The 12,692-nt window shown below is 67.2% G+C and carries 13 protein-coding genes; 5 read left to right on the top strand and 8 right to left on the bottom strand.

Annotated features, from left to right (window positions below):
* Position 1: 1 nt before the first annotated feature.
* From QTH91_RS00155 to QTH91_RS00140, 4 genes are read right to left on the bottom strand one after another with little or no spacing between them, the layout of a single operon-like run.
* Positions 2 to 1,186 (bottom strand): acetyl-CoA C-acyltransferase, encoded by a 1,185-nt coding sequence (locus QTH91_RS00155; RefSeq protein ID WP_286658012.1) that lies wholly within the window; start codon positions 1,184 to 1,186, stop codon positions 2 to 4.
* Positions 1,183 to 3,048, bottom strand: a complete 1,866-nt coding sequence (gene aceK, locus QTH91_RS00150; protein ID WP_286658011.1) for a bifunctional isocitrate dehydrogenase kinase/phosphatase — start codon at positions 3,046 to 3,048, stop codon at positions 1,183 to 1,185. The genes QTH91_RS00155 and aceK overlap by 4 nt, the downstream gene beginning before the upstream one ends.
* A gap of 38 nt (positions 3,049 to 3,086) precedes the next feature.
* The gene (gene can / locus QTH91_RS00145; protein WP_286658010.1) at positions 3,087 to 3,752 is read right to left on the bottom strand and encodes a carbonate dehydratase; all 666 of its coding nucleotides are present in this window, start codon (positions 3,750 to 3,752) and stop codon (positions 3,087 to 3,089) included.
* Positions 3,753 to 3,809: 57 nt separating this feature from the next.
* Positions 3,810 to 4,211: a MerR family transcriptional regulator gene (locus tag QTH91_RS00140; protein ID WP_286658009.1), complete on the bottom strand. Its 402-nt coding sequence runs from the start codon at positions 4,209 to 4,211 to the stop codon at positions 3,810 to 3,812.
* A 108-nt stretch (positions 4,212 to 4,319) separates the two neighbouring features.
* Between QTH91_RS00140 and QTH91_RS00135 the strand changes: the two genes are divergently transcribed.
* From QTH91_RS00135 to QTH91_RS00120, 4 genes are all read left to right on the top strand, one after another.
* Entirely contained in the window at positions 4,320 to 5,390 is a 1,071-nt protein-coding gene (locus QTH91_RS00135; RefSeq protein WP_286658008.1) for an MBL fold metallo-hydrolase, read from the top strand.
* Positions 5,387 to 6,778 (top strand): leucine-rich repeat-containing protein kinase family protein, encoded by a 1,392-nt coding sequence (locus QTH91_RS00130; protein WP_286658007.1) that lies wholly within the window; start codon positions 5,387 to 5,389, stop codon positions 6,776 to 6,778. Before QTH91_RS00135 ends, QTH91_RS00130 begins: the two co-directional genes overlap by 4 nt.
* Positions 6,779 to 6,893: 115 nt before the next feature.
* A complete protein-coding gene (locus QTH91_RS00125) occupies positions 6,894 to 7,670 on the top strand; it encodes an SDR family oxidoreductase (protein ID WP_286658006.1) in 777 nt (258 codons plus the stop codon).
* Positions 7,671 to 7,727: 57 nt separating this feature from the next.
* Positions 7,728 to 8,246, top strand: coding sequence for a GFA family protein (locus QTH91_RS00120; RefSeq protein ID WP_286658005.1), 519 nt, complete (start codon positions 7,728 to 7,730; stop codon positions 8,244 to 8,246).
* Here the strand turns inward: QTH91_RS00120 and QTH91_RS00115 are convergent.
* Positions 8,162 to 8,584: a hypothetical protein gene (locus QTH91_RS00115; protein ID WP_286658004.1), complete on the bottom strand. Its 423-nt coding sequence runs from the start codon at positions 8,582 to 8,584 to the stop codon at positions 8,162 to 8,164. The two genes, QTH91_RS00120 and QTH91_RS00115, sit on opposite strands and share 85 nt — an antisense overlap.
* Positions 8,585 to 8,780: 196 nt before the next feature.
* On the opposite strand from QTH91_RS00115, the gene QTH91_RS00110 reads away from it, so the two are divergent.
* On the top strand, positions 8,781 to 10,274 hold the full coding sequence (locus tag QTH91_RS00110) for an aminotransferase-like domain-containing protein (protein ID WP_286658003.1): 1,494 nt from the start codon (positions 8,781 to 8,783) through the stop codon (positions 10,272 to 10,274).
* A gap of 61 nt (positions 10,275 to 10,335) precedes the next feature.
* Here QTH91_RS00110 and QTH91_RS00105 read toward each other — a convergent pair whose 3' ends face one another.
* The 3 genes from QTH91_RS00105 to gmhB are packed head-to-tail and all read right to left on the bottom strand — an operon-like array spanning position 10,336 to position 12,673.
* Positions 10,336 to 11,280, bottom strand: a complete 945-nt coding sequence (locus QTH91_RS00105) for a M48 family metallopeptidase (RefSeq protein WP_286658002.1) — start codon at positions 11,278 to 11,280, stop codon at positions 10,336 to 10,338.
* A 40-nt stretch (positions 11,281 to 11,320) separates the two neighbouring features.
* On the bottom strand, positions 11,321 to 12,055 hold the full coding sequence (locus QTH91_RS00100; RefSeq protein WP_286658001.1) for a lysophospholipid acyltransferase family protein: 735 nt from the start codon (positions 12,053 to 12,055) through the stop codon (positions 11,321 to 11,323).
* A 33-nt stretch (positions 12,056 to 12,088) separates the two neighbouring features.
* Positions 12,089 to 12,673 (bottom strand): D-glycero-beta-D-manno-heptose 1,7-bisphosphate 7-phosphatase, encoded by a 585-nt coding sequence (gene gmhB, locus QTH91_RS00095; protein ID WP_286658000.1) that lies wholly within the window; start codon positions 12,671 to 12,673, stop codon positions 12,089 to 12,091.
* Between the last annotated feature and the right edge of the window lie 19 nt (positions 12,674 to 12,692).

Below are 12,692 nucleotides of genomic sequence, written 5' to 3'. Positions count from 1 at the left end.
TTCAGACCAGTTCGATCGCCACGGCCGTGCCCTCGCCACCGCCAATGCACAGCGTGGCCACGCCGCGCTTCTTGCCGCGCTGCTGCAGCGCGTGGATCAAGGTCACCATGATGCGGGCGCCGCTCGCGCCGATGGGGTGGCCCAGGGCGCAGGCGCCACCGTGCACGTTGACGATGTCGTGCGACACGCCCAGTTCCTTCATGAGCGCCATCGGCACGACGGCGAAGGCTTCGTTCACTTCCCAGAGGTCGACGTCATTGACGCCCCAGCCGGTCTTCGCGAAAAGCTTGTGGACGGCGCCGACCGGCGCGGTGGAAAACCACTCGGGCTGCTGCGCGTGCGTGGCGTGGGCCACCAGGCGCGCGATGGGCTTGGCGCCGATCTTCTTCGCGTGCGATTCGGTCATCATCACCAGCGCCGCGGCCCCGTCGTTGATGGACGAGCTCGATGCCGCCGTGATGGTGCCGCCATCCTTCTTGAACGCGGGCTTGAGCGACGGGATCTTGTCGACCTTGATCTTGCCCGGGCCTTCGTCGATCGCCACCACCGTCTCGCCGGCACGGGTCTTGACCGTCACGGGCGTGATCTCGGCCTTGAACAGGCCGTCCTTGGTGGCGTGCTGGGCGCGCTGCACGCTCGCCATGGCGAAGGCGTCCTGCTCTTCGCGGGTGAAGCTGTACTTGGCGGCGCAGTCCTCGCCGAAGGTGCCCATGCTGCGGCCGGGCTGGTAGGCGTCTTCCAGGCCGTCGAGCATCATGTGGTCGAAGATGCGGTCATGGCCCATGCGGTAGCCGCTGCGGCCCTTGAGCATCAGGTAGGGCGCGTTGGTCATGCTTTCCATGCCGCCGGCCACCATGACATCGTGAGTGCCGGCCAGGAGCATGTCGTGCGCCATCATCGCGGCCTTCATGGCCGAGCCGCACATCTTGCTGAGCGTGACGGCGCCCGCCGCATCGGGCAGGCCGCCCTTGTAGGCCGCCTGGCGCGCCGGCGCCTGGCCCTGGCCCGCCATCAGGCAGTTGCCGAACAGCACTTCGCCCACCTGGTCGGGCGCGACACCCGAGCGCTCCAGCGCGGCCTTGATGGCGGCGCCGCCGAGATCGTGCGCGGCCAGCGACGAGAAGTCGCCCTGGAAGCTGCCCATGGGGGTGCGCGCGGCACCGACGATGACAATGGATTCGCTCATGATGTTGCTCCTGTGGCTATGAATGAAGAATGGGTGTCGTTGCGTGCGGACGGCGAGGCGCCGTCCTGGACGAAGCGCCTGGCCTCGTCGTAGGGAAAAACGTCGAGCATCTGGCCCGCGCCGATGCGCTCCTTGTGGCTTTGCCAGAACGCGGGGTCGAGCAGGTCGGCGTGGTGGGCCATGAAGGCCGCGCGCACGCGGTCGTTGCCCAGAAGGAAGGGGGCGAAGGTCTCGGGGAAGACGTCCTTCGGACCGACGCGGTAGTAGATCTCGCCGCTCATCTCTTCTTCCTCGTTGCGTGGCGGCGGCACCTTGCGGAAGTTGCAGTCGGTGAGGTATTCGATCTCGTCGTAGTCGTAGAACACCACCTTGCCGCCACGGGTGACGCCGAAGTTCTTCCACAGCATGTCGCCCGGGAAGATGTTGGCGGCCACCATGTCCTTGATTGCATTGCCGTACTCCACGACCACATCTACCAGGTGCTGTTGCGCGCGGCGCGCTTCGGTTTCGCCGTCGGCATGGTCGATCTGGTCGAAGGCTTCCTGCAGGTAGATGTTCAGCGGAATCATGCGCCGCTCGATGTAGACGTGGCGCAGCACCAGTTCCATCTCACCATTGCCGTCGCGGTCTCCGATCTCGACCTGGCTGGGCGCGAAGCGGCGGATCTCGTCGACCAGAGCGCTCTCGAAGCGCTCCAGCGGAAAGCCGACGTTGCTGTATTCGAGCGTGTCGGCCATGCGGCCCACGCGGTCGTGCCGCTTGACCAGCAGGTACTTGCTCTTGACCTGTTCGCGCGTGGTTTCCTTGGGCGGCGGAAAGAAATCCTTGATGACCTTGAAGACGAAGGGGAAGGACGGCAGGTCGAACACCAGCATCACCATGCCCTTGATGCCCGGGGCGATGCGGAACTTGTCGCTCGAATAGTTCAGGTGCGAGAGAAAGTCCCGATAGAACAGCGTCTTGCCCTGCTTGGCCAGGCCCAGCGCGTTGTAGATCTCGGCGCGCGGCTTGCGCGGCATGAGCGATCGCAGGAACTGCACATAGGCCGAAGGCACTTCCATGTCGACCATGAAGTAGGCGCGCGCGAACGAGAACAGCATCTGCAGGTCGTCCTCGCCAAACAGCGCCGCGTCCACGTAGAAGCGGCCGCTTGCGTCGTGCAGGATGGGCAGCGCGAAAGGCAGTTCGGTAAAGCCGTTGATGATCCTGCCCACCACGTACGCGCCCTTGTTCCGATAGAACAGGCTGGAGATGACCTGGATCTGGAAGTTGGCCCGCAGCCGCACCTTGCGAAAGCGCGCCAGGATGGCCTGCGCGACCCGGCGTGCGTCGCGCGGCTTGTCCGCCCAACGGCCGAGCAGGCCGTAGTCGTCCAGCATCCGCGCGATGGTGTCGTCCAGCGATTCATGGGGCGGGTAGTAGGGCCGGTAGGTGGGCGCGTCGCGCGTCTCCAGGTACTCGGTGCTGATGGCGGGGCGAACGAAGATGAAGTCGCTCTGGAAGTACGAGCGGTGCAGGATCTTGGTGGTGACGGAGTTGAAGAAGCTCTCGGCCAGCTCGGGCTGGTGGTGGTCCACCAGCAGCCCGATGAAGTGCAGCTTGACCTGCTGCCACACCTCCATCGGCTGCTCGCCCGCCTTGAATTCCTTTTCGAGGCGGGCCACCGCCTCGGCCACGCGCAGGTCGTAGAACTCGATGCGCTCGCGCTGCGCACGCTGCTGGCCGCGCCAGTCGGCCGTCTCGAAGCGATGCTTGGCGCGCGCCGATTCGGCACGGAACAACCGGTAGTGCCGGTTGAATCCGTCGGCCATGGCCTTGGCCACCGAGTAGGCCAGTGGCGAATCGAGGCGCTGCGGAAACATGCGCTACGAGCGAGGGCGATGGCGCGGGTGCGTCGGCCTCAGGCCGCCTGCGTCCACTTGGCGCGGATGCGTTCGATCGCTTCGGGATACACGGTATGGAATTTCTCGGAGCTGTTGACCGTCAGCTTGAGGTCGTTGAGCAGGCCGTCGTGCACGCCGAAGGTCCAGCCATGCACGCGAACGTTCTGGCCGCGGCCCCATGCGTCGAGCATGACGGTGCTGCCACACACATTGGCCACTTGCTCCACCACGTTGAGCTCGCACAGCGCGTCGGCCCGCTTGTCGGTGGGCACGGCATCGAGCAACGCGCGATGGCGGTCGCGCACGTCCTGGATGTGGCGGATCCAGTTGTCGGCCAGGCCCACGCGGATGCCGTCCAGGCCCGCCTTGACGCCGGCGCAACCGTAGTGACCCACCACCATGATGTGCTCCACCTTCAGCAGGTCCACCGCGAACTGGATGGTCGACAGCGCGTTGAGGTCCGAGTGCACCACGATGTTCGCCACGTTGCGATGCACGAACACCTCGCCAGGCTCCAGGCCGGTGATCTGGTTGGCCGGCACGCGGCTGTCCGAGCAGCCGATCCACATGTACTTGGGCGTCTGCTGCGCCACCAGGCTGGTGAAGAAGCCGGGCCGGTCGCGTTCGGTCTGCGCGGCCCAGGAACGATTGAGGGCGAAAAGGTCGCTGAGGCTGTCAGGCATGGTGTTGTGCTCTTGGTGGGTGAATGGGGTGGTGGTGGTCGACGGGGACAGAGGTGGTCAGGCCGCTGCTCGACGCGCCCGGGCCAGGTTGCTGCGCCCCTGGCGCTCCTGGGCGCGCACTTCCTCGAGATTGGCCTGCAGGTCTTCGAGCTGCGCCTCCAGCTGCCGGCGGTGCGTGCCGAGCACCTCCAGGAAGCGCTCCAGCTGCGGCACGGTGTCACGCGGGCTGTCGTACATGTCGAGGATTTCCTTGGCCTCGTTCAGGCTCAGGCCCAGGCGTTTGGCGCGCAGCGTGAGCGCCAGCCGCGTGCGATCGCGCCCGCTGTAGACCCGCTGGCGCCCGCCCGGGCCGGCGCGCTCGGGCGCCAGCAGCCCCATGTCTTCGTAGAAGCGGATCGCACGCGTGGTGAGATCGAACTCCTCGGCCAGCTCGCTGATGGAATAGGTCTGGGCAGACATGTATCGATGCGTGTCAAGCGTGGCGGTTGCAGGGGCGACAGCAGCAATTGGCTGCAGTCCCTAAAATGTACTGCTCACCAATGACGTTTACGTAAACGTCAATCGTACATGAATCTGCTCGAACGCGAACTCCAATATCCCCTCGGCGATCAACTGCCCTTGCCCGGCACCACGGTGGAGGTCGCGCCCGGCGTGCGCTGGGTCCGCATGGTGCTTCCATTTGCGCTCGATCACATCAACCTCTGGCTGCTGCGCGACGAGATCGACGGGCGCCAGGGCTGGACGGTGGTGGACTGCTGCATCGCCCGTGACGAAGCCCGCGCGCAGTGGGACCAGATCTTCGAGACGCAACTGCAGGGCCTGCCGATCCTGCGCGTGGTCGTCACCCACATGCATCCCGACCACATCGGCCTGGCCGACTGGCTTTGCCGACGCTGGAACGCGCCGCTGTGGATCAGCTCCACCGACTATCACACCGCTCGCGTGCTGTGCTCCGCCGGCGATTCGGCCGCCGGCGGCGAGGCGGCCGCCAAGTACTTCCGCTCGCACGGACTGACCGACCCCGACGCGCAAGCCGCCATCCTCGGGCGCAAGAACTACTACGCCGACATGGTGCCCTCGGTGCCCGCAGAGTTCGTGCGCATGCTCGACGGCGACGAACTGGTCATCGGCGGCAACGTGTGGCGCTGCATCAGCGGCTACGGCCATGCGCCGGAGCACATCTCGCTGTACTGCCCCACGCTGAACGTGCTGCTGGGCGGCGACATGATGCTGCCGCGCATCTCCACCAACGTGAGCGTCTACGCTGGCGAGCCGGAAGCGAACTCGCTCAAGCTGTTCCTGTCGAGCATCCGGCGCTTTCTCGAACTGCCCGCCGACGTGCTGGGGCTGCCCGCGCACGGCAGGCCCTTCGTCGGCGTGCACAAGCGCGTGGAGCAACTTGAGAACCATCACCGCAAGCATCTGGCTGCATTGCTGGAGTTTTGCAGCACCCAGGCGCGCACGGCGGCCGAGTCGCTCCCCATCCTGTTCACCCGCAAGCTGGATGTGCATCAGACCACCTTCGCGATGGGCGAGGCTGTTGCGCACCTGCACTACCTGCGCTTTGCCGGCCAGTTGCAGCGCACGCTGGGCGAAGACGGCATCTACCGCTTCGGCCTGCCCGGCAGCGCGGGATGACGGACGCGGCGACCGCGCGCGTTCTCGACGACCTGCGCGCCGGCCGGCTCCAGGGCACGCGCGAGCTCAAGCTGCGCGGCGGCCTGACCGAGTTTCCGCGCGAAGTCTTCAACGTGGCGGACACGCTCGAAGTGCTCGACCTGTCCGGCAACTCGCTCGATGCACTGCCAGGCGACTTCGCGCGCCTTCGCCGTCTGCGCATCGTGTTCGGATCGGACAATCGCTTTACCCGTCTGCCAGACGTGCTGGGCGACTGCCCGCTGCTGGAGATGGTGGGCTTCAAGGCCAACCGCATCGAGCATGTGTCCGCCGCTGCGCTGCCGCCGCTGCTGCGCTGGCTGATCCTGACGGACAACCGCATCGCCGAACTGCCGGCCGAACTCGGCCACCGCCCTCGCCTGCAAAAGCTCATGCTGGCCGGCAATGCGCTCACGACCTTGCCGCCGCAACTGGCGGGTTGCGATCGCCTGGAACTGCTGCGCATCGCCGGCAACCGGCTCGATGCGCTGCCCGACTGGCTCCTTGCCCTGCCGCGTCTGGCCTGGCTGGCCTTTGCCGACAACCCCGCCTCCCAGGCTGCCGAGGCTCGCGCCCTGGCGGCGCACCCCGTGCCCGACATCGACTGGTCGCGGCTGGCGCTGGGCGAACTGCTGGGTGAAGGCGCATCCGGTCGCATTCACCGCGCAACCTGGATGGACGGCGCGGGCGCCCCCCAGGACGTGGCGGTCAAGCTGTTCAAGGGCGCGGTGACCAGCGACGGCTCGCCCCTGAGCGAAATGGACGCCTGCATCGCCGCAGGCGCGCATCCAACACTGATCGGCGTGCGTGGCCGCGTCACCGGCCATCCGGACGGCACGCCCGCGCTGGTGCTCGGCCTGGTCGATCCTGATTGGCGCAACCTGGCCGGCCCGCCGAGCCTGCAAAGCTGCACGCGCGACGTGTACGCGCCGGACACGCGCTTCGACCTGCCCGCCGCGCTTGGCATGGCCGGCGGCGTAGCGTCCGCCGTGCGGCAGTTGCATGCGCATGGCATCACCCACGGCGACCTCTACGCCCACAACATCCTGTGGGATGGCGGCGCGAGGGCGCTGCTCGGCGACTTCGGTGCCGCGTCGTTCTTCGAGCCATCAGGCGCGCATGCCGCCGGCCTGCAGCGCATCGAGGCACGCGCCTTCGGCTGCCTGCTCGAAGAGTTGATCGACCGTGTCAATTCACCCCCCACCGACGCCGATCCAACAGAAGGCGAAAACCACTCGGCCGTGCAAGCGCTTCGGCGGCTGCAGGCCCGCTGCAATTCCCCAGTGCCAGCCGAGCGCCCCAGCTTCGCCGAGATCGAAGATTCGCTCGAAGCGATCGGCCGCTCCCTTCGCGGCACGCACGGCGCCTGAAAAGCGAACCCCGCGGCCGCGCGACCCGGCCATGCCCGACTGGCGCCAATGTGACGCCATCCGGCCACCTTGCGCACTTAAGCTCCGGCCTTCGATCCTTCAGGAGACAACAGGCATGGACACCAGCCAACTCTTTTCGCTCAAGGGCCGCAGCGCCCTCATCACAGGCGGCTCGCGCGGCATCGGCCGCATGATCGCCGAAGGCTTCCTGGCCCAGGGCGCGCGCGTCTACATCACGGCGCGCAAGGCCGAAGCCTGCGACGCGGCGGCCCGCGAAATGTCGGCGCTGGGCCAGTGCGTCTCGCTGCCTGGCGACGTTTCGACGCTCGAAGGTGTCCAGGCCCTCGTAGCCCAACTGCAAAAGCACGAGAAGACGCTGGACATCCTCGTGAACAACGCCGGCGCCGCATGGGGCGCCGCGTACGAGACCTTCCCCGAAAGCGGATGGGACAAGGTCGTCGACCTGAACCTCAAGACGCCCTTCTTCCTCACGCAGGCGCTCACGCCCATGCTCAAGGCGGCAGCGACCGACCATCTTGCCAAGGTCATCAACATCGCCTCGATCGACGGCATTGCGGTCAACCCGCTGGAGACCTATTCGTATGCCGCCAGCAAGGCGGGGCTGATCCACCTCACCCGCCGCATGGCCACGCGACTGGCCCAGGACCGCATCGTGATGAGCGCCATCGCACCGGGCGCCTTCGCTTCCGACATGAACCGCACTGCGCGCGACCATGGCGACGAGGTGGCCAAGCGCATTCCTGCCGGGCGCATCGGCGAGCCCGAGGACATGGCCGGCGCCGCCATCTTCCTGGCCTCCCGTGCGGGCGACTACGTGATGGGCTCGACGCTGGTGGTGGATGGCGGCGTGATCCACACGCGCGGCGAATAGCAACACGGCGCAGACCGCTTCACTCAGAATCGGGGGCCATCCATGCAAGGACGCCCCATGTCACAAGAAGACAGCGTTGCGCCACCGACCGCCCCCTACGAGGGCGGATGCACCTGCCGACAAGTGCGCTACCGCCTGGCCAGTTCACCGCTGTTCGTGAACTGCTGCCATTGCCGCTGGTGCCAGCGAGAAACCGGTAGCGCCTTCGTCATCAACGCGATGATCGAAAGTGACCGCGTGTCGCTGCTGCAGGGCGACATCGACATGGTCGATACACCCTCGCTCAGCGGCAAGGGCCAGAAGATCGCACGCTGCCAGCGCTGCCGCGGCGCGCTCTGGAGCCACTACGCCGGCTTTGGCACCGCGGTGAGTTTTGTGCGGGTGGGCACGCTGGACAACCCCGATGCGCTGCCTCCGCAGGTGCACATCTTCACCGAGTCCAAGCAGCCTTGGGTGCAGTTGCCCGCCGGTACGCCGGTCATGCCCCAGTACTACAAGGCTTCGGAGATCTGGCCAGCGGAAAGCCTGGAACGCCGCGCCGCCTTGCTGGCGAAGTTGGCGCCGCCCAGCGCGTAGCGCCCTGCCCTGCGCAGCGCCTGCACCAGCGCGCGCAGTTGCCGCGCCGCGCGAACCCGGATCGGCGCGGGCTCATGCTGCAGCCACTGCGCTGCACCGTCGCCCAGGACCCGCAGCGACAACCATCCGGATTGCGCCACTTGGTGGGCCTCGCCCTCGCCAAGCCGGACGTCGGCCCAAAACATGGTCTCGGCCAACCATCGCGGTGACTGCGTCAGCTGCACGCTGCCCTGCGTCAGCTGGATGAACGTACCGGCCGCCACCGGCACCAGCAAGGTTTGGCCCGCTTCGGCGGTCAGCGCGCGGGTGGTGAACAAGGGCGATTCGGTCGAGGTCATGGCACTGCTCCTGCAAGGGAAGAACATGGCTTCAATCGTAGGAATGCGCAGGCTGGCCGATAAGGCACAGAACGAAGTCGTTGCAGCGAAGCAGACGCGGCGCGCACGCGTCTGTTATGGTCCTTTCGCGGCGGATCTGCATCTGTTCGGGCCGATGCATCCGCGCCACCATGCGGCGTCCAGGTCCGCCCCGAAGATGGAAACCCCTGCCCTTTACAAGCGCCTGGCGGCGCACTACCTCGACGCCATTCGCGCCGGCACATTGGCGCGCGGGCAGCGCATGCCGTCGCTGCGCAGCCTGATGCGCACGCATTCGATCAGCCTTTCCACGGCGCTGCAGTTGTGCCGCGAGCTGGAAAGCGCTGGCTGGCTGGAGGCGCGCGAGCGCTCAGGCTATTTCGTACGCCAGCCGGCGCGCCTGGCTTTGGCGCCCATGGCCGAGCCAGCGGTGCACCGCGCGCCCGATCCGGCACAGTACGTCGGCATCCATGCCCGCGTATCGGCCTTCGTGGCGAACCGGCGCGCGCAATCGGTCAAGCTCAATTTCTCGATCGCCCGGGCCGCTCCGCAGCTCTATCCGGGCGAGCCACTGCGCGTCGCACTTTCAAAGGCATTGCGCGAGCGCCCGCAACTGCTCACCTCGGCACCCCAACAGCGCGGTGATGCCGTGTTCCGATCGGTGCTCGCCCGCCGAGCGCTGGCCAGCGGCATGACGCTGGCGCCGGACGACGTGCTCGTCACCAACGGCTGCATCGAGGCGCTCAACCTGGCGCTGCGCGCCGTGGCCCAGGCGGGCGATACGGTGGCGGTGGAGTCGCCCACCTTCTACGGCCTGCTGCAGGTGCTCGAAAGCCTGGGGCTGCGCGCGCTGGAGATCCCGACCAGTCCGCGCACCGGCCTGTCGCTCGAAGCGCTCGACCTGGCGCTGCAGGCCTACCCCGACATCCGCGCGGTGGTGGTCGTGCCTCACCTCCAGAATCCGCTGGGCAGCCTGATGCCCGATGCGCACAAGGAGCGGCTCGTGCAGATGTGCGAGGCGCGCGACATCGCCTTGATCGAGGACGACACCTACACCGCCCTGGTCGACGCGGCCACGCCGCCGCGGGCCATCAAGCATTGGGACCGCAGCGGTCGGGTGATCCACTGCGCCTCGCTGCACAAGATCCTGGCGCCTGGCCTGAGGCTGGGCTGGATGGCGGCCGGCCGCTGGCAGGCACGGGTAGAAATGCTCAAGTACGCCCAGACGCGCAACAACGAAGGCCTGGCGCAGGTGGGCGTGGCGCAGTTCATGGGCACGGGCGCCTACGACCGGCACCTGCGCCGCTTGCGCAGCGCCCTTGCCGAACAGCGCGAGCGCACGGCAGAGGCCATCGCCCGCCACTTTCCCACCGGCACGCGGATGAACCTGCCGCCCGGAGGCCTTCAGCTTTGGGTGGAGCTGCCCGACGGCATTTCAGGCCAGGACCTGTGCGACGCTGCGTTGGCCGAACAGATCCTGGTGGCGCCCGGCGCGCTCTTCAGCAACTCCGAGCGCTTCGACCACTTCGTGCGCATCAACTGCGGCTGGCCCTTCGGCCCGGACGTGGAAGAAGGCTTGCGCAAGCTGGGCCAGATTGCCGCGCATCTAGGGCGCCAGAAACCAACTCGGCAGCGCCGATCGGCGGCCCCGGACCCTTCGGCACTGGCTTAGGCGCAGCGGCCTGCCAGCATCACCGCCTCCTCGCGGTGGCGCCTGCTTCGAGCCTCCGGGTTCAGGCCCAGCGCGGCATCGTGGTTTCCTTGAGCTGGCGGCGCAGCAGCGCGTAGTCCGGCATGACGCTTTCGACCGTCTCCCAAAAACGGGGGCTGTGATCCATCACGCGCAGATGGCTCAGTTCGTGGGCCACCACATAGTCGATGACCGGCATGCGCAGATGCACGAGGCGCCAGTGCAGGCGGATGGTGCCGTCGGCGCTGGCACTGCCCCAGCGCGTGCTGGCGTTGGTCAGCGACACCTTCTTCCAGGCGACGCCCAGCAGCGGCGCGAAATGATCCAGCCGTTCGATGAAGATGCGCCGCGCCTGCCGCATCAGCCAGGCTTGCGCGGCGTCGCGCACCTGGGCGCTGCCGGCATGCCGCGCGAGCGGCAGTCGCAGCACACGTCCGCTGCCGTCGGCACCGGCATCGAGCATGGCGCCGCCGGCACCGTGCGCAGAATCCAGCACCACGGTAATCGGCTCGCCCAGGAAATGAAAGACCGCGCCGTCGCGCCATTCGATGCGCTGCGACTCCTGACGCTGCTGGCGCTCGCGCATCTCGCCGAGCTTGCGCACGATCCAGTCGGCCTTCTCCTGCAAAGCGGTGTCCACGTCGCGCAGCGGGATCCAGCGTGGTGCGCGCACGCTCAAACCCTCCGGCGCAACGACGAAGCCGATGCTCTTGCGCTGCACGCGGGTGAACTCGTAGTCGACAAAGGCGTGGCCCAGGCGCGCCTGCCGGCTCGCACGTGGATGGGTGAAGCGGGCCGGCGCCATTGCATCGGCCAAAGGCATCGCCGGGGCGGCTTGCAGATCGGCCACTGCGGACGGCGATGGCGGCGCTTGCTCTTTGGTGGGCGATGTCGGTGCGCCGTTGGTCCGCGCTGCATCGGGCGCAGGCTGTGTGGGCGGCGCTTCGCCGAACAAGTCCAGGGTCAGTTGCTGCAGCGCGCGGAGCATGGGGCGATTGTGCCCATCATTCATCAGGCGGGATCGCCCGTCAGCGATACGCCTCGGGGTCGAGGCGGCGCATTTCGGCCTCGATCCAGGCCTCGACTTCGCGCATGAGTTCGTCGGGCTTGCGTCCCACGCTGGGAATGGGCTTGCCGATGGACACATCCACCACGCCCGGCCGCTTGATGAACGCCTTGCGCGGCCAGACCTTGGCCGAGGTGACCGCGACCGGGATCACCGGCGCGCCGGTTTCCACCGCCAGCCGCGTGCCGCCCGATTTGTACTGCCCGGCCTGCCCGCGCGGAATGCGCGTGCCTTCGGGAAACATGATGATCCAGATGCCCTGCTCGAGCAGGCGCTTGCCCTGCGCGACCACCTTGTTGAATGCCTGCGACCGCTGGCTGCGATCGATGTGGATCATGTCGAGCCGCGCCATGGCCCAGCCGAAGAAGGGCACGTAGATCAATTCCCTCTTGAAGACGAACGCCAGCGGATGCGGCATGAGCGTAGGCATCAGGAAGGTTTCGTAAGTGGACTGGTGCTTGACCAGCAGCACCGCCCCCGCGAGCTTGTCGGTGGGCAGGTTTTCCATGCCCGTGACCCGCGTGCGGATGCCCATGATGACGCGGGCACCGTCGATGGCCCAACGCAGCCAGCGCACCGCCATCCAGTACAGCGGAATGCCGCGCCGCCAGATCGAGGCGACCAGCATGATGATGGCCCAGGGCACGACAGTGACGAGCATCCAAAGCGCATGGATGATGGAGCGGATCAGGGACATCGGAGATGAAGGAAGTAAGAGGTTCTGGGCCGATCAGCCCTTGGCCGCCGCATCGGCCTGCGCCTGCAGTTCGCGGGCGAGCAGGAAGTCGACGAAGGCGCCGAGATCGGCATGAACGCGGGTGCCCGGAGGGTATTCGGGCGGCAGCGGATCCACGCCGCGGCACGCCTCGCCCATGCCGGTGAGCAGCAGATGCGGCTCGCAGCCCACCGCGTGCCCGGCCTGCAGGTCGCGCAGGCTGTCGCCGGCGGTGGGCATGCCGACCAAATCGACGCCATAGCGCTCGGCAATCTGCAGGAACAGGCCGGGCGCGGGTTTGCGGCACTGGCAGCCTTCGTCCGGCGCATGCGGGCAGAAGAAGACCGCGTCGATGCGGCCACCCACGGCGGACAGCATCTTGTGCATCTTGGCGTGCATGGCATTGAGCGACGCCATGTCGAACAGCCCCCGGCCCAAACCCGACTGGTTGGACGCGATGACCACGCGCCAGCCAGCATGATTGAGCCGCGCGATGGCCTCCAAGGCGCCGGGCAGCGGCGTCCATTCGACATCGCTCTTGACGAAGTCTTCGCGGTGCACGTTGATCGTGCCGTTGCGATCGAGGATGACGATCTTCATGGCAGCGCTCATGGGGCAG

Source organism: Variovorax dokdonensis (assembly GCF_030316895.1).
Taxonomy (GTDB): Bacteria; Pseudomonadota; Gammaproteobacteria; order Burkholderiales; family Burkholderiaceae_C; genus Variovorax; species Variovorax dokdonensis.
The sequence above is the reverse complement of the archived record's forward strand: the minus strand, read 5'-3'. Positions and strand labels throughout refer to the sequence as shown.